General features: G+C 60.2%; 17 protein-coding genes. 1 reads left to right on the plus strand and 16 read right to left on the minus strand.

Going from position 1 to position 24,879, the window contains the following annotated elements; genetic code table 11:
- Positions 1 to 57: 57 nt before the first annotated feature.
- The 10 genes from TBK1r_RS32950 to TBK1r_RS32990 all read right to left on the minus strand — a co-directional run bounded on the left by TBK1r_RS32950 (position 58) and on the right by TBK1r_RS32990 (position 12,969).
- Positions 58 to 1,767 (minus strand): IS1182 family transposase, encoded by a 1,710-nt coding sequence (locus tag TBK1r_RS32950; protein WP_419580133.1) that lies wholly within the window; start codon positions 1,765 to 1,767, stop codon positions 58 to 60.
- Positions 1,768 to 2,510: 743 nt separating this feature from the next.
- Complete coding sequence (locus TBK1r_RS32955) at positions 2,511 to 4,220, minus strand: IS1182 family transposase (RefSeq protein WP_419580133.1); 1,710 nt, start codon at positions 4,218 to 4,220, stop codon at positions 2,511 to 2,513.
- 743 nt (positions 4,221 to 4,963) lie between these two features.
- Positions 4,964 to 6,673 carry an IS1182 family transposase gene (locus tag TBK1r_RS32960; RefSeq protein WP_419580133.1) on the minus strand — a complete coding sequence of 570 codons (1,710 nt, stop codon included), beginning with the start codon at positions 6,671 to 6,673 and terminating at the stop codon, positions 4,964 to 4,966.
- 367 nt (positions 6,674 to 7,040) lie between these two features.
- A complete protein-coding gene (locus tag TBK1r_RS32965; protein WP_145219812.1) occupies positions 7,041 to 7,508 on the minus strand; it encodes a DUF420 domain-containing protein in 468 nt (155 codons plus the stop codon).
- 55 nt (positions 7,509 to 7,563) lie between these two features.
- Complete coding sequence (locus TBK1r_RS32970; protein WP_145219814.1) at positions 7,564 to 8,232, minus strand: SCO family protein; 669 nt, start codon at positions 8,230 to 8,232, stop codon at positions 7,564 to 7,566.
- A 3-nt stretch (positions 8,233 to 8,235) separates the two neighbouring features.
- On the minus strand, positions 8,236 to 9,315 hold the full coding sequence (gene cyoE, locus TBK1r_RS32975; RefSeq protein ID WP_145219816.1) for a heme o synthase: 1,080 nt from the start codon (positions 9,313 to 9,315) through the stop codon (positions 8,236 to 8,238).
- A 6-nt stretch (positions 9,316 to 9,321) separates the two neighbouring features.
- A complete protein-coding gene (locus TBK1r_RS32980) occupies positions 9,322 to 10,344 on the minus strand; it encodes a COX15/CtaA family protein (RefSeq protein ID WP_145219818.1) in 1,023 nt (340 codons plus the stop codon).
- A gap of 70 nt (positions 10,345 to 10,414) precedes the next feature.
- Positions 10,415 to 10,591, minus strand: a complete 177-nt coding sequence (locus TBK1r_RS39295; RefSeq protein ID WP_372895783.1) for a hypothetical protein — start codon at positions 10,589 to 10,591, stop codon at positions 10,415 to 10,417.
- Positions 10,588 to 11,865 (minus strand): cytochrome c, encoded by a 1,278-nt coding sequence (locus TBK1r_RS32985; RefSeq protein WP_145219820.1) that lies wholly within the window; start codon positions 11,863 to 11,865, stop codon positions 10,588 to 10,590. The genes TBK1r_RS39295 and TBK1r_RS32985 overlap by 4 nt, the downstream gene beginning before the upstream one ends.
- Before the next feature lie 321 nt (positions 11,866 to 12,186).
- On the minus strand, positions 12,187 to 12,969 hold the full coding sequence (locus TBK1r_RS32990; RefSeq protein ID WP_145219822.1) for a cupredoxin domain-containing protein: 783 nt from the start codon (positions 12,967 to 12,969) through the stop codon (positions 12,187 to 12,189).
- A gap of 1,048 nt (positions 12,970 to 14,017) precedes the next feature.
- Here TBK1r_RS32990 and purD point away from each other — a divergent pair.
- The gene (gene purD, locus TBK1r_RS32995) at positions 14,018 to 15,307 is read left to right on the plus strand and encodes a phosphoribosylamine--glycine ligase (protein ID WP_419580631.1); all 1,290 of its coding nucleotides are present in this window, start codon (positions 14,018 to 14,020) and stop codon (positions 15,305 to 15,307) included.
- A gap of 175 nt (positions 15,308 to 15,482) precedes the next feature.
- Here purD and TBK1r_RS33000 read toward each other — a convergent pair whose 3' ends face one another.
- The 6 genes from TBK1r_RS33000 to TBK1r_RS33025 all read right to left on the minus strand — a co-directional run bounded on the left by TBK1r_RS33000 (position 15,483) and on the right by TBK1r_RS33025 (position 24,878).
- Positions 15,483 to 16,526 carry a hypothetical protein gene (locus tag TBK1r_RS33000; protein WP_145219826.1) on the minus strand — a complete coding sequence of 348 codons (1,044 nt, stop codon included), beginning with the start codon at positions 16,524 to 16,526 and terminating at the stop codon, positions 15,483 to 15,485.
- Positions 16,523 to 18,646, minus strand: a complete 2,124-nt coding sequence (locus tag TBK1r_RS33005; RefSeq protein ID WP_145219828.1) for a hypothetical protein — start codon at positions 18,644 to 18,646, stop codon at positions 16,523 to 16,525. The genes TBK1r_RS33000 and TBK1r_RS33005 overlap by 4 nt, the downstream gene beginning before the upstream one ends.
- Positions 18,643 to 20,073: a MotA/TolQ/ExbB proton channel family protein gene (locus TBK1r_RS33010; protein WP_145219830.1), complete on the minus strand. Its 1,431-nt coding sequence runs from the start codon at positions 20,071 to 20,073 to the stop codon at positions 18,643 to 18,645. Before TBK1r_RS33010 ends, TBK1r_RS33005 begins: the two co-directional genes overlap by 4 nt.
- Positions 20,074 to 20,472: 399 nt before the next feature.
- Positions 20,473 to 23,226: a hypothetical protein gene (locus TBK1r_RS33015; protein ID WP_473772472.1), complete on the minus strand. Its 2,754-nt coding sequence runs from the start codon at positions 23,224 to 23,226 to the stop codon at positions 20,473 to 20,475.
- A gap of 203 nt (positions 23,227 to 23,429) precedes the next feature.
- Positions 23,430 to 23,852 (minus strand): ExbD/TolR family protein, encoded by a 423-nt coding sequence (locus TBK1r_RS33020; RefSeq protein WP_145219832.1) that lies wholly within the window; start codon positions 23,850 to 23,852, stop codon positions 23,430 to 23,432.
- Positions 23,853 to 23,855: 3 nt separating this feature from the next.
- Positions 23,856 to 24,878 (minus strand): MotA/TolQ/ExbB proton channel family protein, encoded by a 1,023-nt coding sequence (locus TBK1r_RS33025; RefSeq protein ID WP_419580632.1) that lies wholly within the window; start codon positions 24,876 to 24,878, stop codon positions 23,856 to 23,858.
- Position 24,879: the final 1 nt, after the last annotated feature.

Consider the following 24,879-nt stretch of genomic DNA (forward strand, 5'->3'; position numbering starts at 1 on the left):
GACGGGATCGTGGCGTTCGCTTGTGGCGGATTTCGTTCGAAATGCCCCCTATCTCCCCTAGTTTGCTGTTCCGAGCGATTGTGTCGCCGCGGCGGCGCGCAGCTTCGCCAAGTAACTCATGATTTTCTTCAGATTGAATCCGGTCGCCGCCCAGCGCCATTCTTGATTCACACCTGCGATACCTCGAAGCAGGAATCGCCGCATATCAAGCGTGCTCTTGATCACGGCGAAAGGCGTTTCACCGAAATGCTGACGACGAGAGTAAGCCTCTTTGGCTGCAGGCGTTTCCATTCGCGCACGCTGCCGACGTCGCGCTCCTTCATGCTCATCATGCATCGTCTCGCGACCACGTGGCGGGCCAGGCTTGCGACCACGTCGCTTGCCCGCTCGCTTGTCCGACGAGGTCGCTTCGCTGGACTCCTGGGACGATGCCTCGCTGCTGCTTGCCTCGTCTTTTGGCTTCACGTTCTTGCGACAACGCCCAGCCAGCGTGCAGCCCTCGCATTCAAAACAGGTGTAAACCTTTCGCTGCACCGGAGAGCCGTCGCCATGCGTCGTGTTCTCGGTCGTCCGATGTGAAAGCACTTTGCCTGCCGGGCAGTAATAGCAGTCGTTCGCTTCGTCGTACACAAACGCTGCTTTGTCAAATCGTTTGGTTTGTGGATTAACCGGCAACTGATCAATCTGATCGGCGGCAACGGGCTCAGTCAAATCCGAACGCTCGGCAGGGTTGTTCTCGCGATTGGTTTCGGCAAGCGGGCCAATCAGTTCGATCTGTTTTTCCTCAGCCGCAGTGAGGTTTTTGCCCGTCGTGTAAGCCGAGTCAGCCATGACTCGCTTAATGTCAATTCCAAAGTCGTTGGCCACACAGTCGACGATGGTGGCAAATTCGTGGTGTTCGACGTTGCCGATCAAGACGTCCGCCGCAACGATCAGGCCGCTCTGCGTTTCGGTCGTCGCCATCGGAGTAAAGTTGGCTGCGTAACCACCCTCCTTATTGGGAAGAATGCGACTGTCCGTGTCAGTCTTGGGTAACTGGGCGGGGCCCTTCGTCCCATTTTTCCTGCGGACTTCGTCCATCGCATTGACCGTCTCCAGATGAGCGGCCAGTTGTGAGCGGCGTGACTTCAAGTTGGCGACGGCGGCGGGGAGGCGGTCCGCCGAAACGTCCTGGCCGATGAGATCTTCGTCGCATGCGTCGTTGACTTCGAAGGTTTCCAGGGCCTCATCAATTTGCGCGTCAAGTTCTTCGAGTGCTTTGGCTAATCGTTTGGCCGTCCAAGTCTTGTATTTGTTGGCGTCAGCCAGGATGCGTGTGCCGTCGATGCACAGTTCCGAGAGATTGGCGATCCCCAGGTTGATCGCCAGCTTGACCATTTGTTTGAAGATGCCTTTGACTGCATCACTATTGTTTCGGCGGAAGTCGCTGATCGTGCTGTGATCGATGCGGCGACCGCTGCTAAGCCAGATAAAATCGATCGAATGCTTGAGTTCGTATTCAATGTTCCGGCTGGATCGGATTCGCCGAATCATGGCAAACAGCAGGATCTTTGCCATTACGCTGGGATGGATCGGCGGCTGACCGAATCCGCCGTTGTAGGCCGCCTCCCAATCAGTCCAGTCCATCTGATCGAGAATCTCGTCGACCAAGCGAACGGGATGATCCTGAGGGATGAGTTCCTCCAGGGCGGTGGGAATGAGGACCAGTTGCCCGCGTGGTGTAGGAGCTTCCTGCCAATAGCTGGTCTTGGGTTGTCTCTGGCTCACTGGGCAAGCCTCCCTGCGTGAGAAGTGAATCGCGACGACGATCCGCCAAGAATAGCAAACATCGTGACGATGCCTACTAAGCCACCTCCCCTCGTTTTGTGGATACACTAAACCGACAGGCCGCTCGCGCCGTTCCGCAAACGCGGGCAGCATTGTTAGCGGCAGGGCGCGAGCCCTCCGGTCTTCCAAGCCGGCACCGGACGGCTCGCGCCGTTCCGCTAAAACGGGCAGCATTTGTTAGCGGCAGGGCGCGAGCCCTCCGGTCTTTCGAGCCGACACCGGACGGCTCGCGCCGTTCCGCTACAACGTGCAGCATTTGTTAGCGGCAGGGCGCGAGCCCTCCGGTCTTCCAAGCCGGCACCGGACGGCTCGCGCCGTTCCGCTAAAACGTGCAGCGTTTGTCAGCGACAGGCCGCGAGCCCTCCGGTCTTCTGAGCCGGCACCGGACGGCTCACTCCGTTCCGCAAACGCGGGCAGCGTTTGTTAGCGGCAGGGCGCGAGCCCTCCGATCTTCCGAGCCGACACCGGACGGCTCGCGCCGTTCCGCTAAAACGTGCAGCGTTTGTCAGCGGCAGGGCGCGAGCGGCCTGTCGATTTAGTTCCTGGGGACGGTTGATTCGATTTTGGTTCCGGACGAGGCTTTTATGGTGCTATGCGGGGCATCCAGAGTCGTTGGTAAGCGTGTTGACGGGATCGTGGCGTTCGCTTGTGGCGGATTTCGTTCGAAATGCCCCCTATCTCCCCTAGTTTGCTGTTCCGAGCGATTGTGTCGCCGCGGCGGCGCGCAGCTTCGCCAAGTAACTCATGATTTTCTTCAGATTGAATCCGGTCGCCGCCCAGCGCCATTCTTGATTCACACCTGCGATACCTCGAAGCAGGAATCGCCGCATATCAAGCGTGCTCTTGATCACGGCGAAAGGCGTTTCACCGAAATGCTGACGACGAGAGTAAGCCTCTTTGGCTGCAGGCGTTTCCATTCGCGCACGCTGCCGACGTCGCGCTCCTTCATGCTCATCATGCATCGTCTCGCGACCACGTGGCGGGCCAGGCTTGCGACCACGTCGCTTGCCCGCTCGCTTGTCCGACGAGGTCGCTTCGCTGGACTCCTGGGACGATGCCTCGCTGCTGCTTGCCTCGTCTTTTGGCTTCACGTTCTTGCGACAACGCCCAGCCAGCGTGCAGCCCTCGCATTCAAAACAGGTGTAAACCTTTCGCTGCACCGGAGAGCCGTCGCCATGCGTCGTGTTCTCGGTCGTCCGATGTGAAAGCACTTTGCCTGCCGGGCAGTAATAGCAGTCGTTCGCTTCGTCGTACACAAACGCTGCTTTGTCAAATCGTTTGGTTTGTGGATTAACCGGCAACTGATCAATCTGATCGGCGGCAACGGGCTCAGTCAAATCCGAACGCTCGGCAGGGTTGTTCTCGCGATTGGTTTCGGCAAGCGGGCCAATCAGTTCGATCTGTTTTTCCTCAGCCGCAGTGAGGTTTTTGCCCGTCGTGTAAGCCGAGTCAGCCATGACTCGCTTAATGTCAATTCCAAAGTCGTTGGCCACACAGTCGACGATGGTGGCAAATTCGTGGTGTTCGACGTTGCCGATCAAGACGTCCGCCGCAACGATCAGGCCGCTCTGCGTTTCGGTCGTCGCCATCGGAGTAAAGTTGGCTGCGTAACCACCCTCCTTATTGGGAAGAATGCGACTGTCCGTGTCAGTCTTGGGTAACTGGGCGGGGCCCTTCGTCCCATTTTTCCTGCGGACTTCGTCCATCGCATTGACCGTCTCCAGATGAGCGGCCAGTTGTGAGCGGCGTGACTTCAAGTTGGCGACGGCGGCGGGGAGGCGGTCCGCCGAAACGTCCTGGCCGATGAGATCTTCGTCGCATGCGTCGTTGACTTCGAAGGTTTCCAGGGCCTCATCAATTTGCGCGTCAAGTTCTTCGAGTGCTTTGGCTAATCGTTTGGCCGTCCAAGTCTTGTATTTGTTGGCGTCAGCCAGGATGCGTGTGCCGTCGATGCACAGTTCCGAGAGATTGGCGATCCCCAGGTTGATCGCCAGCTTGACCATTTGTTTGAAGATGCCTTTGACTGCATCACTATTGTTTCGGCGGAAGTCGCTGATCGTGCTGTGATCGATGCGGCGACCGCTGCTAAGCCAGATAAAATCGATCGAATGCTTGAGTTCGTATTCAATGTTCCGGCTGGATCGGATTCGCCGAATCATGGCAAACAGCAGGATCTTTGCCATTACGCTGGGATGGATCGGCGGCTGACCGAATCCGCCGTTGTAGGCCGCCTCCCAATCAGTCCAGTCCATCTGATCGAGAATCTCGTCGACCAAGCGAACGGGATGATCCTGAGGGATGAGTTCCTCCAGGGCGGTGGGAATGAGGACCAGTTGCCCGCGTGGTGTAGGAGCTTCCTGCCAATAGCTGGTCTTGGGTTGTCTCTGGCTCACTGGGCAAGCCTCCCTGCGTGAGAAGTGAATCGCGACGACGATCCGCCAAGAATAGCAAACATCGTGACGATGCCTACTAAGCCACCTCCCCTCGTTTTGTGGATACACTAAACCGACAGGCCGCTCGCGCCGTTCCGCAAACGCGGGCAGCATTGTTAGCGGCAGGGCGCGAGCCCTCCGGTCTTCCAAGCCGGCACCGGACGGCTCGCGCCGTTCCGCTAAAACGGGCAGCATTTGTTAGCGGCAGGGCGCGAGCCCTCCGGTCTTTCGAGCCGACACCGGACGGCTCGCGCCGTTCCGCTACAACGTGCAGCATTTGTTAGCGGCAGGGCGCGAGCCCTCCGGTCTTCCAAGCCGGCACCGGACGGCTCGCGCCGTTCCGCTAAAACGTGCAGCGTTTGTCAGCGACAGGCCGCGAGCCCTCCGGTCTTCTGAGCCGGCACCGGACGGCTCACTCCGTTCCGCAAACGCGGGCAGCGTTTGTTAGCGGCAGGGCGCGAGCCCTCCGATCTTCCGAGCCGACACCGGACGGCTCGCGCCGTTCCGCTAAAACGTGCAGCGTTTGTCAGCGGCAGGGCGCGAGCGGCCTGTCGATTTAGTTCCTGGGGACGGTTGATTCGATTTTGGTTCCGGACGAGGCTTTTATGGTGCTATGCGGGGCATCCAGAGTCGTTGGTAAGCGTGTTGACGGGATCGTGGCGTTCGCTTGTGGCGGATTTCGTTCGAAATGCCCCCTATCTCCCCTAGTTTGCTGTTCCGAGCGATTGTGTCGCCGCGGCGGCGCGCAGCTTCGCCAAGTAACTCATGATTTTCTTCAGATTGAATCCGGTCGCCGCCCAGCGCCATTCTTGATTCACACCTGCGATACCTCGAAGCAGGAATCGCCGCATATCAAGCGTGCTCTTGATCACGGCGAAAGGCGTTTCACCGAAATGCTGACGACGAGAGTAAGCCTCTTTGGCTGCAGGCGTTTCCATTCGCGCACGCTGCCGACGTCGCGCTCCTTCATGCTCATCATGCATCGTCTCGCGACCACGTGGCGGGCCAGGCTTGCGACCACGTCGCTTGCCCGCTCGCTTGTCCGACGAGGTCGCTTCGCTGGACTCCTGGGACGATGCCTCGCTGCTGCTTGCCTCGTCTTTTGGCTTCACGTTCTTGCGACAACGCCCAGCCAGCGTGCAGCCCTCGCATTCAAAACAGGTGTAAACCTTTCGCTGCACCGGAGAGCCGTCGCCATGCGTCGTGTTCTCGGTCGTCCGATGTGAAAGCACTTTGCCTGCCGGGCAGTAATAGCAGTCGTTCGCTTCGTCGTACACAAACGCTGCTTTGTCAAATCGTTTGGTTTGTGGATTAACCGGCAACTGATCAATCTGATCGGCGGCAACGGGCTCAGTCAAATCCGAACGCTCGGCAGGGTTGTTCTCGCGATTGGTTTCGGCAAGCGGGCCAATCAGTTCGATCTGTTTTTCCTCAGCCGCAGTGAGGTTTTTGCCCGTCGTGTAAGCCGAGTCAGCCATGACTCGCTTAATGTCAATTCCAAAGTCGTTGGCCACACAGTCGACGATGGTGGCAAATTCGTGGTGTTCGACGTTGCCGATCAAGACGTCCGCCGCAACGATCAGGCCGCTCTGCGTTTCGGTCGTCGCCATCGGAGTAAAGTTGGCTGCGTAACCACCCTCCTTATTGGGAAGAATGCGACTGTCCGTGTCAGTCTTGGGTAACTGGGCGGGGCCCTTCGTCCCATTTTTCCTGCGGACTTCGTCCATCGCATTGACCGTCTCCAGATGAGCGGCCAGTTGTGAGCGGCGTGACTTCAAGTTGGCGACGGCGGCGGGGAGGCGGTCCGCCGAAACGTCCTGGCCGATGAGATCTTCGTCGCATGCGTCGTTGACTTCGAAGGTTTCCAGGGCCTCATCAATTTGCGCGTCAAGTTCTTCGAGTGCTTTGGCTAATCGTTTGGCCGTCCAAGTCTTGTATTTGTTGGCGTCAGCCAGGATGCGTGTGCCGTCGATGCACAGTTCCGAGAGATTGGCGATCCCCAGGTTGATCGCCAGCTTGACCATTTGTTTGAAGATGCCTTTGACTGCATCACTATTGTTTCGGCGGAAGTCGCTGATCGTGCTGTGATCGATGCGGCGACCGCTGCTAAGCCAGATAAAATCGATCGAATGCTTGAGTTCGTATTCAATGTTCCGGCTGGATCGGATTCGCCGAATCATGGCAAACAGCAGGATCTTTGCCATTACGCTGGGATGGATCGGCGGCTGACCGAATCCGCCGTTGTAGGCCGCCTCCCAATCAGTCCAGTCCATCTGATCGAGAATCTCGTCGACCAAGCGAACGGGATGATCCTGAGGGATGAGTTCCTCCAGGGCGGTGGGAATGAGGACCAGTTGCCCGCGTGGTGTAGGAGCTTCCTGCCAATAGCTGGTCTTGGGTTGTCTCTGGCTCACTGGGCAAGCCTCCCTGCGTGAGAAGTGAATCGCGACGACGATCCGCCAAGAATAGCAAACATCGTGACGATGCCTACTAAGCCACCTCCCCTCGTTTTGTGGATACACTAAACCGACAGGCCGCGAGCCCTCCGGTCTTCTGAGCCGGCACCGGACGGCTCACTCCGTTCCGCAAACGCGGGCAGCGTTTGTTAGCGGCAGGGCGCGAGCCCTCCGATCTTCCGAGCCGACACCGGACGGCTCGCGCCGTTCCGCTAAAACGTGCAGCGTTTGTTAGCGGCAGGGCGCGAGCCCTCCGGTCTTCCGAGCCGACACCGGACGGCTCGCGCCGTTCCGCTAAAACGTGCAGCGACAAACTCGCGCGGCGCTACGCCGCCGGGTACAACTGATACAGCATCAGGTACACCAGCACGCCGGTCACCGACACGTACATCCAAACGGGGAAGGCGAAACGCACCAGTTTCTTGTGCGCGACGATCCGACCCTTCATCGCCAAGTACACCGCACGCAGTGCCAAGAACGGCACGGCGATCGCCAACAACAGGTGCGTGCCCAGGATCCCATAATACGTGTACCGCGCCGCCAGCGGTGCGACATCGGTATCGGTCGGAAAACGAGTGTTCGGCTCCCCGGTCGTCAGATACAACGCGACCTTGTGCAACAGATACAGCAACAAGAACAACGCGCTGATCGCCAGCGCCGTCAACATCATCTTCTTGTGCCCGCGCGGATTGCCTTGACGAATGCGGATCAACCCGAGGGCCAACACGACCGTCGCCGCGGCATTCAGTAACGCCGTGCAGTGCGGCAAATAATCAGCAAGTACTTGCCACATTTTTGATTCAGGTTTCAGGTTTCAGGTTCAACTTTCAACAGCTATTCGCTCCCCGCTAGAGCATTTCGCTGATCGCGGATTCCAGCTTGTCCATCTGCCGCGACTCCGGCCAGCTGTAAAAGCCCTCGATCTTTCCTTTCGGATCGACCAGCACAAACTTTTCCGTATGAAAGCCCTTGTCAATCGGCTGCTGAAAAATCTCAGCGCCGATGCGACGGATGTAGGTCAGATCGCCGGTCAAGAACAACCACTGGTCCTTGTCGGCACCGAAGCGGGCGGCATACTGCCGCAACACTTCCGGCGTGTCACGCTCCGGGTCGACGGAGATGGCGAGAAACTTGACGCCTTCGCCTCGGAAACGCTCCTGCAACTCCTTCAGTTTCTGATTCTGCTGTGGGCAAACACTCGGACACGTCGTGAAAAAGAAACTGACCACATACGGCTGGCCCAACAAGTCTTCGCTCTTGACCAACTCGCCGCTCCGCTCGGTCAGCTCAAACCGGCTCAACCAAGCCTCGTCCTCGGGCGGATGGACGACTTCATCGTTGGCAATTTCGCTGCTGTCGGTGACCCGCGGTTCTTCCCCGGGCGCCACCTCCGCGGTATAGACCACCTCTTCAGGCCCCGGCCCCGCAGGTGCCGACCGTTGGCGAAGCGTGCGGCCCACCAATCCCAAAATGATTCCCACGAACAAGATCGCGGCGATGTTTGACGCGGTTCTCATAGATCACCAAAAGACACGAATCGTAACAACCGCCAAGACGGCGGGCAGCACCAACAACGAGGACCGCAGCAATCGGCGTGCGGTCACGTCCGTTCGGCTCCGCGCGAAACGGATCGATGCCTTCAACATCGGGACCGTGGCGGCCAACACCGCGACGCTACACACGATGGCGGGAACGATCCCCGGCGACAGACAACACAACACGACGCCGCAAACGATGACCGCGAGCGACCCCACGATGCTTTGAATCGCCGCAGAGATCCCGGTCGGCTCGACCGTCGTCGACATGCAGAATCCGGCCTGTTCATACTGGCGTCGGTACAGCCATGCGATGGCCATGAAATGCGGATATTGCCAAGCAGCCAACACGCCGAACAACAACCATCCGGTCTCGTCGGCCAACGAACCGCCCAGTGCCGTGTAGCCGATCAACATCGGCAATGCACCGGCGATCGCTCCGACTGTCGTGTTCCAGGACGTCCGGGTTTTCATCGGCGTGTACAGAAACACGTACAACAACCAGGTCGCCAACCCCACACCGGCCGGCGTCAATGAGAACCCCATCCACAAGATCGCCAACCCCAGCGTGCCCATCGACGCGGTAAACGCCGTCGCCATGCCGGTCGACATCCGAGCCGACGGCAGCGGACGCACCGCGGTGCGCGGCATGTTGCGGTCGATCACGCGTTCCCAGATCTGGTTCGCCCCGCCGGCACTGCCGGCAACCATTCCGGTGCCCAACAGCAACAAGGCCAGCGTGCCGAGCGAAACCGGTCCGCCGGCAGCGATCATTGCCGTGGCGACCGTCGTCACCAAGATCATCACGACGATCCGCGGCTTGGTCAGCTGAATCAGATCAGAAACCAACACGCGCATCGACACCTCCGTCTGGTCCACCATCTGATTCAATGCCGGTGTTGCCTGGGCCGTCACTTCCATGCGTCGAGTCGCTTCCCTGCGTTGTGCCGGCAGATCGAGGACGGCCGTTGCCGAACCGCATTCCCGGGCGGCAGTGTACGGGGCACTGACGCCTCGGCGATCGGTTTCATAGCGGGAATCGGTGGCAAGAACGTTGCTGGACATAAATGATTAAACGGGGGTGGCAAGCGTTCGCTGACGTAAAACTTGAACCAGGATCACCGCCGCCGTCGCCAGAATCAGCGACCCGACCGCGACATGCGCGGTCACGATGATCGAATCCACGAATCCCTTTGAGCGAACCAAAAAGCCTTCGCCAAACGGAAGAAACTCCAAAACGCTCGGCCAACCGTACGTGACGATCCATGTCCCGGTGCCGAGCAAGATTTGACAGCCCACAAACCATATCAGCCAACCGGCCGGCCTGGACAGCGTCAAATCGCCGCAGCGACGCACCAAAACGAACAAAACCGGCGTCAACAACCACAAACCGAAAGCAGTGACGATGTGGACCGCCACAATCAGCGTGAAGGTTCCCGGGGTGGTCAACGGCTGGACATGTCGCAGCTGCGCCCCCAGGACCAACTGCAAATAGCTCAACAGCACGGGCACCGACGCCAACGCGACGACCCAGCGGCCGAGCGGCTTGACCGATTCGGCGCCCTGTGCCGCCCGTTTCGCCGTCAGCTTGCGGTCCCACCAACGACGGCTGGTCACCGAGGCGGCGATACAGCACAAGGCAAACACGACGGGGCCGAAACAGCCATGAATCATCGCGGTGGTTCGATCGCTTAACAACACGCGGACTCCGCCCAACGCGCCTTGCGAAATCACGGCGACCAGGATCCCGACGGTCAGCCAGACGACCGGGCGACGATCTTCGCGCCGAATCGCCGCGATCACCATCGCGATCGCCACGAAACCGACGACCGCCCCCAACAGCCGGTGGCCGTGTTCGATAAACAGGTCAAACGGACCGTACAACCAAGTCGACAGCGGGTACAAAAACAGATTGTATCCGTAAGTCCCGGGCCAATCGGGAACCGCCATCCCCGCGTCGTACGTGGTCACCAAACCGCCGACCCAAATCAACGGCCAGACCAGACACACCGACAACACCGCCAAGCGATGCAGCAACGGTGACCGCTCTGCGGCGAGGCTGTGATTCGTTTCGCTGAATTCGTTTTCGCTCATCAATTCTCAATTAGGTCTGACACGGTGGGATCGACAGGCTGCGAGCCTCTCCCAGGGCGACCGCCAGCCGCTATCCTCCATGACGCATCGCGTGGATTTTCTCACCGAGGATGCCGCCGGCCAGCGCCCCGCCGGCACCAAAGATCGCTCCCGGCAACACCCCACGTTGCCCGGCCATCACCATCAAGGCGATCCCCAGCCCCAGCCCCACGATGGCTCCGACGCTGCGGTAACTGTCACGACTCATGGTTTTGCCTCATCAAGCGACCGAACGTAATGCACGATGTCCCAAACCTGGTCGCTGGTCAGTTCTTTGTCCGACGGCTGATCCGACACGCTTCGTCCGGCCATCGGTGTGCCGGCGATCCCGGCAACAATCCGGCGGTACAGCGTCTCGGGATCTCCGCCGCCGCGATAAACACCGTCGGTCAACTTTCTGGGGCGAATCTGCCGCGGTCGCAATGCCCCCGCTTTGCGGAACGGCCGCACCGCCTCTCGATCGGTCGGCGTGACCGCGATGCCTTCGGTAAATTCTTTCGTCCAGTCGTCAAAGTCGAAGGTGACGATTTCTCCACCGCCTTGTTTTCCATGGCAACCGACACAATTGGCGATCGGGCCGTGAAACAACTCATTCCCCCGCGCGATCGAATCCGCATCGTCCGGTGTTTCCTCCGGCACGGCGATCACATCTTGCGGGGCGTCGACCCATTGGCCGGTGATACGGTCCAGGGTGTCTCGGGCCACCTCCATGGCGAACGCGTCTTGGTCAAAATTCGCCAGTGTCAACAAACTGGCGTCGTCATCGGGCCGCGACTCTTCATAACCCAACTCGACCACCGCTTCGGTCAGCAAACGCCGTTCGAATTCGCCTCGAACCGACAAGTAGATGACGTAGTCGACCAAGGCCTCCAAATCCTCATCGGAAAGCCGCTGGAACGACGGCATCGCTGTCCCGGGCGCACCGTGACGTAGAATCGTCATCAAGTCCTGGCGGGTCGGCTTGGCACCCCGCTGGGTCGATTTCCACTTGTAAACGCCGGGGCGAAAGTCACGCGGATAGGGGTTTTGCAACAACGATGCAGGACCGTTCCCGCCGCCGGAAACCCCGTGGCAGGTCACGCAGTGCTCGTTGAAGAGCCCGAAGTGCCGATTGTCTTGATCGCTGTAAACCGGCCCGGCAGCCCGCTGCAAATTCTCCAGCCGAACAAGCGACTTGGCTGCGTCGCGCGACATCTGGTCGGCGGGCCAGCGCGGTTCGATCGGCGTGCCGAACCAAGCTTCCAACGCCGCGGTCGTATCCTCTGCGGCGAGCTCGGTCGGGGCATCCAGCTTGGCCGAGACGACCAGCGAATAAACCCGATTCGGCGGATAGTGCTCCACCGGTGCATCACAGCCGCACAGTAAGGCCGCCGCGGACAGGACCCCAGCCCACAGGATTGGGACAAGCCGAACCGGGACGAACACGGGTGCCGAGCCAGGCGGCACCGAAAAAATCGACGTTTTGCAGAGGGTTGGTCTCATAGGAGCAGCGTAACCGAACGCGATCGAATGAACCAACCGAATCAATTGTCGCAGTTTCCCCGCAGCGGCCAGATCGAACCGCCACGGACAACGCTGTGAAGCATTTATCCCTGCGTTTGACGAGGTGTTCGCGGCAGGGCGCAATCCCTCCGGTCGCTCATCGTTCCCGAAACACCGGAGGGCTCGCGCCCTACCGCTAAAAAAATGCTTCGCAGCGTTACGCCGCAGGGGTCGTTCATGGCCGGGCACGTCTCAGACCGTGGAAAGCACTTGGCGATCCAGCCGCCGGCGACGCGCCGGTCCGTCTCATCCGCTCGTCGCTTAGAACGCGTCGGCGGGGACCTCGATCGTGCCCATGTCGTTCAGACCGGGTTTGATCTCGACTTCGAACTTGCTGCTTCGCCATTCGGTTTCTTCACCGTTGACGATCACGTCTTTGAGAGATCCGTTTTCGTGATTGGCACGAAAAATGACTTCTCCGACGGGCAATCCCTTGATCTCCAACACGCCGTCTTCATCGCTGACCGCGGCAAAGGGGTGATCGAGCACGACGACTTGAGCCTTCATCCAGTTATGAATATTGCAGGCGACCGGAATCGGCGCCGGCTCGTCTTCTTTCAGCTCGATTTCGACCGCCCCACCCGCGGGAACGGTGAGGTTTTGCTGGGTGTTGTTGAAGAACTGGAAATTGGCGTTGTGTCCGACCTTGTCCGGGTTGGTGACCTTGATCGTGTCACCTTTCTTGGCGATCACGACATGGGGCTCGAAACGACAATCCTGGTTCGCCAAGGTGTGGGTTTCGGGCTCCAATTCCATCGGCGGCAACTGGGTGCCGCGACGCCCGGTGTAGACGTACACGATCACGTTCTTGATGCCGTTGTTCTTGGAATTCACGACCAAGGTCTCGTCCGGGATCATTTTCGAGCCGCAGAACGCTTGGTCCACGTTGGGCGTGATCGGAGGAAAACTCTTCGCGGCGCCCTTGAGCTTGAACGTCATCCGCAACGTTCCAGTTTCCTGGGCCTGGGCCTGGGCGGGAGAAACCGCGGTCAGCAACGTGCTGACGGCGATCACGACGGCCGTCGGAACAAACAATCGGGTCATAGATACAAAGTGGTTCACACTTAAACTCCTCGAGTGGTGGATGCCTAGAACGCAACGAGTGTAATTGGTCCGCGAGCGCAGATTAAGACCGCGTCCAGCAGTGACGTCGAAAGCTCTCACAAAGCCTCGTTCAGGACGAGCAATGAAAAAGGCGGCGGCCGAACCGGAGCGGGGGACTCAGTCGGCCGCCACCTTCTCAAAAACTAGTCGTCGGGAGTCGCGTCGCCATTGGGGTGGGGTGGGGTGCATAGGCGACAGAAACACGACTCCCGGGGGGTCACGTGGGATTATACGCTCGAAGGAAAAAATGTCTACCGCTAATGAACGATAAAGCCTCTGGAAGTCCCGTCGGCGCGGGTGGAAATCCTCCCCCATGGCCCGCACCGCGCTGCGGTCGGGAGGTTCAGTCACCCTCCCGAATCGAGGTCGTGCCGTTTTCTCGCGGCACCCTCTTGGTAGGCATCGGTCTCCACATCTTTTGCCTGTCAGATCTGTTCTGGGTGGATGGTTTCGGCCAACGGCCGTTTACATCCATAGCCTTGGGCAACGCCCAAGGTCCGCAAACGAAAACGAGAGCGATTGGCCAACGGCCATACACAAATGCCTCGTCAAACGCGAAGGTTGTGCATGGCCGTTGGCCAATTGAAACTCCTTGCGACGGTGTTCCTGGGGCGGCGCAACCCTCGCAAATGCGCGGTTTGCTTGCCCCAGGCTAGGGATATGCATGCCCTTTGGGCAAAAAGCGACTTGTGTCGCTAACACTGCTTTTATGCGAAGCTACACGGACAGAGCCCAATACCGCAAAATCAACATTGGTGGGCGCCGCTCGCGCTGGCGCGAACCGGCTGATGTCAATTGATGATCAGCCGTTTGGCGCGAGCCTACGGGCCCCGCGCTGGTCAAAACTTTGTCGATTGAGCGGTATTGGGACAGAGGCCCACGGCAAGCAATCGCAGAAAGGCGCCATCTGCCATCAATCGCGTCAAACAATTACATTGCCCCCAATTAATGAAACCCCTTTGGATGAATCCTTCCCGCGGTGAATGTGATGAAAGTTTTGGTGGTCGGCAGCGGCGGGCGAGAACATGCCCTCGCCTGGAAACTGGGGCAGAGCCCCAAGGTGACGGAAGTGTTTGTCGCGCCGGGCAATGCAGGCACCGCGCTGGAAGCGACCAACGTTGACATTGCGGCCACGGATGTCGACCAGCTGGTCGAATTTGCCAAGACCAACGCGATCGACTTGACCGTCGTCGGACCCGAAGCGCCGCTGGTGCTCGGACTGGTCGACGCACTCGAAGCCGCCGGGCTGCGCGTCTTCGGCCCCTCGGCCGCCGCGGCGGAACTGGAAGGCAGCAAGGTGTTTTGTAAAAACCTGCTGCACACCGCCGACATCCCGACGGCCGATTATCGCACCTTTCGAAATGCCGACGACGCCTCGCGGTACATCAAAGACAAGTACAGCGAGCCGACCGACCAGGTCCCGGTCGTTGTCAAAGCCGACGGGTTGGCCGCCGGCAAAGGCGTCATCGTTTGCGAAACACGCAGCGACGCGCTGCAGGCGATCGATCGCATCGCCGGACAAAAGGAGTTCGGCGAAGCGGGTAACGAATTGATCATCGAAGAAAAACTGATCGGCCAGGAAGCCAGCGTGCTGGCGATCACCGACGGCGAAACCATCATCTCGCTGCCGGCCGCCCAAGATCACAAACCGGCCCACGATGGCGACCGCGGTCCCAATACCGGCGGCATGGGCGCTTACTGCCCCACACCGATCGTCGACGAGGCGATGTTTGAAAAGATCGAATCCGACGTGCTGGTCCCCGTCGTCCACGCGATGAAACGGGCGCGGAAACCGTTTAAGGGCGTGTTGTACGCCGGATTGATGCTCACCCCGGCCGGCCCCAAAGTACTGGAGTTCAACGTCCGCTTCGGTGACCCGGAATGCCAACCGCTGTTGATGCGACTGAAATCAGATTTGTTTGACGTCCTGGTCGCCGCCGCCGACGGAAAACTGTCCGAACTCGAACCGCTGGAATGGGACGAGCGCCCCAGTCTGTGCGTCGTGATGGCCAGCGAAGGCTACCCGGGCAGCTATGAAAAGGGTCGTGTGATCACCGGACTGGACGAGGCGGCAAAGGTCGACGATGTGAAAGTCTTCCACGCCGGAACGACCACCGTCGATGGCAACGTCGTCAATGACGGCGGGCGTGTCCTGGGCGTCACCGCAATCGGCAACACCATCAGCGCCGCAAAACTGAAAGCCTATACCGCCGTCCAAAAAATACGCTGGCCCGGCGCCTGGTGCCGCAAAGACATCAGCGACAAAGCGCTGCAGTAAGTGGGGTCAGCATCCTGCTTGCCACCCTCGCCGGCTCTGCCGGCCGGTTCGTAGCCTGTTGATTTATCTGTAGGGCATGCTGTGCATGCCAAAGCAAACACGTAGGGCATGCTGTGCATGCCAAAACAAACGCGTAGGGCATGCTGTGCATGCCAGATGCCACGCACATCGTGACCTACTGCGCCACCGACCTCGTCCCGCCGCCGGCGAAGTTCACGTAGATCGGACTGCCCTCTTTGATCGGTCGCGCCGCCGACGCGTAACCCTTGGCATAAATCTTTTCGCGCAACTTGCGGAATGAACCGTAACTGTCTGGATAGACAGCGACCGTCACCGTCGTCGAGTCCGGCGGGTATCCCGACAGCTCGACATCCAACCAGTCGTCATTGGCCAGCACCTGATCGATCGGCGTTCCATAGGGCTCTCGCAGCGGCTCGAACGACGCGACCACCACGCGAGCACGACTCATCCGGGCGATCGCATTGCCGTTGCTGACCAATTCGTTGCTACGGTTGAGCACGTACCGCGCGACGTAGCCGCGGACCGGACCGACTGCCGCATCACTGACGCCCTCGCGAAGACTCGACGACGTGCGACGAAAATTGCGACCGATCTCATCGGCCAACAACTCAAACGGAATCACGGACAATCGATCGTCCTTCAAACGAAAATAGACCTCTTCGCCGAACACGGTCTTGGCCATTGGAGTCGGCAGGTGGGAGATCGCGACGATCGGCGGCTGCTTACTTTCCAGTTGCGTTCGCGCCCCGGCCAACTCGGCCAGTTCGTTCTTCAGCTTTGACGCTTCGGCGCTACGGATCGCGGCTTGACGATTGGCATCGTCCAGCTTCGCTTGTTCGTCTTCCCAAGCCGCTTCGGCTTCGGTCAACAATGTCAACAGGATCGTACGACGTTCGGCTTGTTGTGCGATCTTGGAATCCAAGACTTTGATCGTTCGCTCCAGTCGCATCGAATCGGCCTGAGCCGACGCGGCGCGGGCCGCCATCGTGACCAACGATTCCATCTCCGCTTCACCGGCAGCGCGTGCTTTGGGATCCAGCGGTTCTTGCACCTGCGGCTTTGCTTCGCGCATGATCGCTTCTGATTGGGCGCCTAACACCACAACCAGAATGATCAGGATGCCGACCAGGTTGGCGACGATGTCCAAAAAGGCATCGTGCCCCACCGAAACTCCTTCTCTGCGATGTCGCCCGCTCATTTCCGTTCACCTCGCGGGTTGTTTTCTGCCTGCGTGTACCCGGCGGCTTGGTTGTCACCGGTGCGTTGGATCGGTAGCCCGCTGCCGGTCATCAATCGGCTCCACTGGTCGTATCGCAGTTCAGCTCCTGGCATGACGTCCACCTTCAACCGTGGCGACCATCGCGCACCGGGCGCCGCGGCCCCCCAACGTTCGATCCGATCTCGGACTGAAGTTGCCAGTTGCAGCGTCGCCAGATTGACGCCGTCTGGTTCGATCAAAAACGTTTCGCTCTGGCGCATCCCGGCGTCGGGCAACAAGATGAAACGATCGGCGTGAACTTGCAGACGAACCGAACGAACGATCTCGTTGCCACGCGCCAACACGACACTGCTGGGCAGCGCCCAGTCGGCGCCGTTGCGCTGCACCAACGAACCGGCCTTCCGCGAATTTGTTCGTTCGCTGGACGCGGGTTTCTGATCGGCCGCGCTGGGAACTTGGCCGTCAGTCGGTTGACCGGCTTTCGTGCGCTGTGAAACCTTGGGCTGATCCAACCGATTCATCCCCATCGGCGCACCGGCCATGGGACCGATCCCTGCCGGATTGTCCTTGGTTTGCGCACTCGCCTTGCCACTGGTCCGTTGTCGACCGCCAGAATCCGCGTTGCCGTGCGCCAACATCGCCGATTGGGAATCGGCATCACCGCTGGACGCGTTCGGCAATTCCAGTGCGTTTGCATCGGGTGTGTTCGGTTGGGGCTGGGTTTGATCCGGCGATCCCGAGTTTGCCCCCGTGGCAATCTGGTCGACCGCCGTCATCGCGGCCTGATTCAGATCGCGATCGGAGTCCACCTCTGCAAACGAAGACGCTGAATCTTGCAGCTGCCGCTCCAACCGTCGCTTGGCGGCTTCGGACGTGATCGGTGAGGGCTCGCCACCGCCGCTGCGGCCGTAGGTTCGTGTCGGAAACATGCGATGGTCGCGAAAACCGCTTTGTCGGCCCTGACGATCCATCTGCGAAACCGACAGACGCGGCACCGGTTTGACAGGCTCGGACGATTGGCCCGCGTGTGAACCGACGGAGCCCGAACCGCCATACCGGCTTTCGGCCACCGCCGCTTGGCCGGACGGTGCCGACGACTGCCCGCCGCCACCGGCCGACGTTTGGCGATCAAAGTTTCCGCCCGTTCCGCCGGGACCGGCCGGAGAGCGGCTGCCCGCCCCACGGATTGATCGTGCGATCGATTGTTGCGTCATCCGATCGAGTGCCTGGTTGATCGCATATTCCATCCGCTCCCGCATGGCCGGGTCGGGGTTGGGGTAGGCGAGGTTGACGTCCGACGGAACCAGTTCGTACCCGAACTGATCGTCCCAATCCAACATCGCCGCGCGGGCGGCGTAATAGCTGTCGACGCCCTCGGGGCGGACCAACAACATGGGATAGGGCGGGATGGCGTCGCCGTATTGTTGCATCGCGTGATAACGTGCGGCGCGGAGCGCGTCATCGAGTGGATTGGCGTGCCGCGATGTTTGCTCGAGTTGTGTCCGAGTGATGGCGACGCCTTCGGGCCAGATCGTCACGCCCTTGGCGGTGCATTCCAAATAAATCGGCCGACGCTCGGTGCCGTTGGGGCCTTGGTGCGGAACGATGACGAAACGCGGCTTGGCGGTTTTAATTTCCTCCCGCAACTTCTTCACGACCAACTGCTCTTTGACCAGCTGTTCGTTCAACGATTTCAGTTCTTCGGCGGTCGCGGCCGACGGCGGGTCATCCGACATCGCCTGCTCCATCGCCTCGCCGATCTGTTTCAATCGCTGACGGATGCGTCGCATGTGATCTTCGACGTGAGCCAATTGGTTGCGTCGGTCTTCCAGGTCACCGGTCTGTGCTTCGCGAAACGAAATCAATTCGCCCAAGCGAAACGCTTCCTCTTCGACCAACAGTTCAACATCCCCTACGGTCAACTGCCCCGGAACGTGGGTGGGTTCTTGGGCCGCCGTCTCAGCGATCTGCTGTGCCGCGTCGGAGGTATTTTGTGCCACCAATGCCAACAACAGAATCAAGGTTCCCAGCGTGCAAACCAAGACGGCCAGGAACGGAAACAGCGTCGGCGAAAGGGTCTTTCGTCGCCGCCCGCTCATGCAGCCCGCCTCGAATCGTGCGTCACGTTCGACTTGACCACGGTCATTTCACGGGCCAACACATCGACGGCCCGCGCCAACACGATCATGGCATCGGCCATGCCCTGTCCTGCCGCTGCGCCGATGTTATCATCGATCCGACGGTTTGTTTCGTCCAGCAAGTTCAAGTTCGCCGCCAGCGTTTGCTGTAGGTTCAACACCGAACTGGCTTGCTCGCGAACCAACGCGGCCTGATCGACCTGGTCCAACATCATCGCCTGCTGTTTCGTCATCGCGTCTGCACCGGCAATGATCGTTTGTTGCCACGCGGCGAGTTGCGACTGCCACTTGTCGAATTGAATCCCGAGCTGTTCGCGATTCCGCTGAGTCGAAAACTCCATCTGCCCGGCGTGATCACGCAGTGCGGGCACCAGCGTTTGCTCCACCGCATCGATGAAGCTTTGTGATTGGACGTTGTGGGCTTGTTGCCAGTAGCCTTGTGCTTCGTCGATCGTTTGACGCCATAACGTCGTCTGATTGCTCAACGATTCTGCGACGGCCGCGCGGACGCCTTCGCACAACTGGGCCAACAATTCGAATTGATTGTCGGCGGCTTCGTCACCGGGCAGATGCAGCCCGGTCAGATAGCCGACGCGTTCGTCGATGGCGGCCAACAACTGTTGTTCGCTGCGTTCGACCGGAAACTGTAAAAAGATCGCGACGATCGACAGCACCAACCCCAACGCGGTCGTATCAAATGCGACGTACAAGCCGCTCTTCAAGTTGTCGACCGCGGCGTTGCCGTTGGAAAAATCCAACCCGCCGAGTGTTTGCGTGATCCCGATTACGGTGCCCAGAAAGCCCAGCATCGGAATCGCCCACACGATGATGCGGATCAAGGCGAAGGAGTCGTGGGCCGAATCGGCATCCCGCGACGAAAGCTCGCGCAAGTCGTCCGCCAAGTGTTTCGTCGTCCCGCGGCCGGATTGCCGCATCAGGACCTCGCGGAGACGAACGACCAGCTGAGATCGACCGATGTCGCGCGGCAGCTTGGCCAGGTTGCTCGACCACGCTTGGGCGACAAACCCCGCGTCGTGGCGATCGCGAAACTGTTGGGTCGGCGAATCGGTTTCTCGCCGCGGTGCCAACGCCGCGTCATCGGCCCGGCGAAGCAGCGACCATTGCTGACGCGTCGCCCATGACTTGAGCGACAAGATCGAAACAGCGACACAGAACAAAATGGTCGCCGCGATGGCAACGGGGTGACCGAGGAAGTAGCGTTCCAGCGCGGCCCACTGCGTGACGTAGATCACCGCGTAGAACACGCCCGCCAACACGCCCCCACCGGCGACCGCGACGATGCCGCTGAGCCGGTCGCGATGATCCGCAACACGACTGTCCTGGTTGCTATCAAACTTGCCTGCGTTTTGCGATTCAGTCTTGCTCACGCCAGCGTCCTTGCCGGTTCGAGGGGTCAAAATGTTGCACCGGGGTCCAAGCACAATCCTTACCACCCCATCGTCTTTCCCCTCAGGTCAACTTCACCCAATCCACAGAATTCAACACCGAGCCGTGGCGTAAGCTTCCAGCTTGCGCCCCGTCGTAGGGTGGGTCAAGCAAACGCTGCACATCGGCAAGGGCTTCGTTCGCAATGGGACCGCCAGCACAAGCAAGGCTTCCATCGCACCAGTCACGCTTGTGAAGCCCCACCGAGGGTTCATGCGAACTTGACCCACTAGAGAACAGGTTTTCCGTGATCGTCAGGCCGTTGAGTCCAAAGAGGCGGCCGAATAGTGGTCAAAAAATGAAGTGGTCAAAAAATGGGGAGCGGACGTCGCCGGGCAGCGTTACTCCTTGGCGGCGGTGTCTTCATAGATCGGCAGATGCCGGTAGTAGACTTCCAGGTTCAACAGGTTCATGGTCGTCACGTACACCCGGCCGGCATGCGCACTCCAGCGGTCGGGGATCGGCAATTCGGGGTCCCAGGAACCGGCTTCCGGCCCGACCTTGATCTGCGTTTCCAGCAACAACGGATTGAGGTGCCGGTTCCAGCGATCCCAGTAATCGCCGCCCATGTGAAACATGAACTGCGTGGCGTAGTACCAATAGTATCCGTCGCGCAAGGGGCGGCGTCGTTCACCGAGTTGGGGCGGATATTTGAGCAAGTATTCAGCGGCCGACTGCATCGCCGGTTGCTCACGGCTCCAACCGTTGTACATCCGCATCAGCATGCCGACGGCGGTCATCGTCGGGGTCGGCAAACGCCCGTGGCGCTGCTGGGGCGTGTCGGGGGCGAACGGATTGTATCGGTATCGATCCAAACGATCCGATCCCTCTTCGCGTGCCAGCGACAACCACAGGTCGATCCCGTCGTAGGCATCCTGTGACACTTGCAGCCCCGACAGGTCACCACTTTTGAGCGCCATCATCATCCATCCGGTCACACTGGTGTCGCTGCTGACTTGGGGCGAGTATCGCCAGCCGCCGCGGCTGCGATGCTGGGTGGCCATGATGTAGTCCAAGGCTTCTTGGGCACCCTGACGGAGTTCGCGATCCTGGGTCATTCCATAGGCTTCACAGAGCGAAAGGGCGGCGATCCCGTGACTGTAAAACATCACGTTGCGGTCGCTCATTTCGTTTTCGCTGCGATACAGGTTTCCGTTGGTGCGTTGGTTGTCCAGCAAAAACTTCAGCCCCTTGCTGACGGTGCCGGCGTATTGGTGTTGCGTGTGGGTGTAGCCGGCGCCTTGAAAAGCTAACAAACACAGACCGGTCGCGGCGGTGTCGCTGCGCAGCAAGACTCGATCGCCATGCCCCTGCAACGACCAACTACCGTCTTCATTTTGGATACTGGCCAGATACGCCAACCCGCGTTCGATGGCTTCTTCGGTCGCCGGACCGCCCATCCCGGGCGCGCTCGACGCCGCACCGCCACTGGTTCGCATCACGCGTCGCGAAAAGGATTCCACCGCGGCGATCTTGGTGCCTGCCGGAGTGGCCGGCCCGCCGACTTGGCGTCGCGGCCTGGCCTCTCGGGGCAGTTCCATGACCGCGATTTCCGGCTGCACGTCACTGGGCAGCAAACCGGCCAGCGGCGCCGGTGTGTTGCTGATCCCGACGGGCCCGAGTTCGGCCAACAGATCAAGCGCCATGCCGGGCGCGCCGGCCGGGGCCAAATCGTTCGTTGCCGCGCCGCCCATTTCGGTTTCGCGGCGGACCGCCGGATCCGAGGCTCCCAACCGATCATCCAGTTGATCCGACATGCCCGAACCGGCGATGCCCGCGGCGCTGGCGGGTACCGATTCGGCAGGGTTGATCGATCCCATCGGTGACGTTCCCCGCGTCACGTTCATGCGACGCGCCCGCCCAGGGGCGCGTGTGGCCGGTCCGGCGTTGACGTTGGGCGCCCCGACCGCGGCCGACAGGGTGCTCCGCGCGACCGTCGCACCACCGGTGGGACTCAGATCGGTCGTTTCGGCCATGAAGCTCGGCGCGGGGCCGTCGGTGATCTGCGCCCCGGTCGTCTCGCCGCGGCGATCGGTGGGAATGTCCGTCGGGGCCAACATCATCGACGCGTCATCGCTGGTCCGCGCGATCGAGACGACGACCGGCGCCGGTGCGGCACCGGCGACCGCTGAGGGTTTGGCGATGGTTCGCGAACGCCGGGCGCGTTCCAGCCCCGCGTCACCGATCGTCGGCATTGCATCGAGCGCACTTAAGGAAGCCGCCGAAGGCGTCGTCTGGGTCGCCCGGATCGATTCGCTCGGCTGCGGCGCGACGGCCGGCATGTCCAGGCGTGCCGGCGCCTGCCGCGATGACCGCGGCGACGCGCGGTCGGCCAGTTGGCGTTCGGACGGTGCGGCCTGCACGGGGCGTGTCGTGTCCTTGGACTCCGACGGCACATCGATCGGCTCGGATCGAGGATTGGGTGCCGACTGGTTGTTCTGCCGCCGCGCCAATTTGCCCGGCGAGTCGGCCGGCATCGGCTCGGCCGCGCTGGGCTGACTCCGCTCCATCAAGTACTTCTGCATCGGTTGGTTTTCCGGTTGCCGAGGCTTGGGGACTTCCAAGCGTGGCTGGGAACGCTCCACCGGTGGCAGCTGTCGCTGTTCCTTGGGAATCTCACGCGACTTGGTTTCCGCATCGACCGGCTTGGACCAATCCGGTGTTTCTTTCGATTCCTTCGGGGCCTGGAAGATGTGTTCGGGGATCGTCTTTCGAATCGGCGTCCGTTCGCGTTTTTCTCCCTTGGACGCCAGCGGTTGGTAAGCCGCAAACACGACGTAATGAATCGCAAAAATCAACAGCAACAGGTGGACCGAGATGCTGAACAGCAAGCCCAGCAGGATCGCTTTCCGCAGGAAGCGAGAGGTGATCGCACGTAAGACCAACGACAGAATCACCGCGACACAAACGATGGCGACCAGATACGTCGTCGCGTTGTAGAGCAAGCGGGGATCGTCAAACCGGAACGGCGTGGCGATCAGAAACAGCACCAATCCGGCCAACGTGACGACCGACAAGTCCAGCGGCCACATCCGCCCCGAATCGGCCGGTGTGCTCTCGACAAGTGGACGGTCATAGTCGGAATCTAAATGCAAATCAAACGCCCCGCGGCAAACGGTTAAGTTTCAGGTTTCAAGCAAGTTGGCAGGTAGGAGTAGGCAGGTGACTGAAAAATGGGAGGCAGAAAAGGAGAGGTGGGGAAAAAACGAGACAAGAAAATGGGTGACAGGAAAATAGCTGGAACTGATTCCAAAACTCAAAACTCAAAACTCAAAACTCAAAACTCAAAACTCAAACCTCACCCCTCCGGCCCTTCTTGTGTCGTGACGGAATAGTCGCTGATGCCGCTACGGTTGCAGACATCCATCACGCTGACGACGGGTTGGAACGACGTTCCTCGGTCGGCCCGGATCACGGCGGATTGGTTGGTCGGGTTCGACGCCACGCTCGCTTTGAGCAATTTCTCCAGATCGGCCAACGACGTCGCTTGTCCACGCAGATAGATTTCACCGGCCTGGTCGATATCGATCACGATCTCACGGGGCTTGCCGATCATCGGGACCGCACTGGTCGCCGTCGGCAACACGATATCCAAACGCCGCTCTTCCTCTTCGAACTCGCTGGTGACCAGAAAGAAAATCAGCAGCAGAAACACCACGTCGATCAGCGGGGTCAGACTGAGCGTCCCGGCGACGCTGGAGCGTTTGATTTGAACGGCCATCGGTCAACTCGCCTTGGCTTGGTTGCCGGACTCCGCCACGCCCGCGGACGATGCCGTCGCGTGTGGGGGCGGGGGAGGGGAGGGCGGGGGCGGCGTGATGGCGTTGCCCGGTGAATCGACATACTGGATCGGGATCAGCGTACCATCGGAATCCAACCGCTGGCGCCCGTCAAAGCGGGCCAAGCCGGGTGCCAAGTCAAACACCAGTTGTTCGATGCTGTGAAACAGTTTGGCGATCCGGTTTTCCAAATATTGGGCAAAGATCGCCGCGGGGATCGCAACCGCCAATCCCGCCAGGGTTGTCACCAGCGCCGTGTAAATTCCTTCGGAGAGTTGTTCACTGCGGGAGCGATCGGCCGACAGCGAAGTGGACTCGTGGAACGCGACGATCATGCCCCAGACCGTTCCCAGCAATCCCATCAGCGGCGTTGCGGCGGCGGCCAGCGTCAGCCAGCGGACCGGCGACGCGTAGCGGTCGGCTTCCCGTCCGATCGTCTCGGTGGCGGTGCGTTCGATTTCCCCCAGCGGTTGACCGGTTCGCATCAACATCGCTCCGACGATGCTAGCCGTCGGCGACGGATGCTGTAAGCACGCCTGATAGGCGGCCGGTGGATCAAACGATTCGACCGGATCGGCCAGCCGACGGAGTTCGCGGACGAGACGCCGCGGCATGACTTTGCCACGGCGAAGACTGAGAAGTCGTTCGACGGCCAGCGTCACGACCAACAGACTCATCAATCCGATCGGAATCATGAACCGTCCGCCACGGAGGATTAGCGACAACATGTCGATGCCCGTCGGTTCGGCGACCGGCGGCGGTTCCTCGGACGCAATCTCGGCGTTCATGACCGCTTGGATGTCGGCGGCATTGATCGGCGGTTCGGGCTCCGCCTGAGCCATCGCTTGGGGCGAGTCGGCCAACCCGCACAGCCAACCCGCGCACAAGACCACACCCAGACAGATCAACGCGATGCGTTTTTGCTTCGCGCGTTCCTGTCGATTCGGGTTTATCGGATAGGAAGTCACG

It is taken from the genome of Stieleria magnilauensis, assembly GCA_007753675.1.
Lineage (GTDB): Bacteria > Planctomycetota > Planctomycetia > Pirellulales > Pirellulaceae > Stieleria > Stieleria magnilauensis.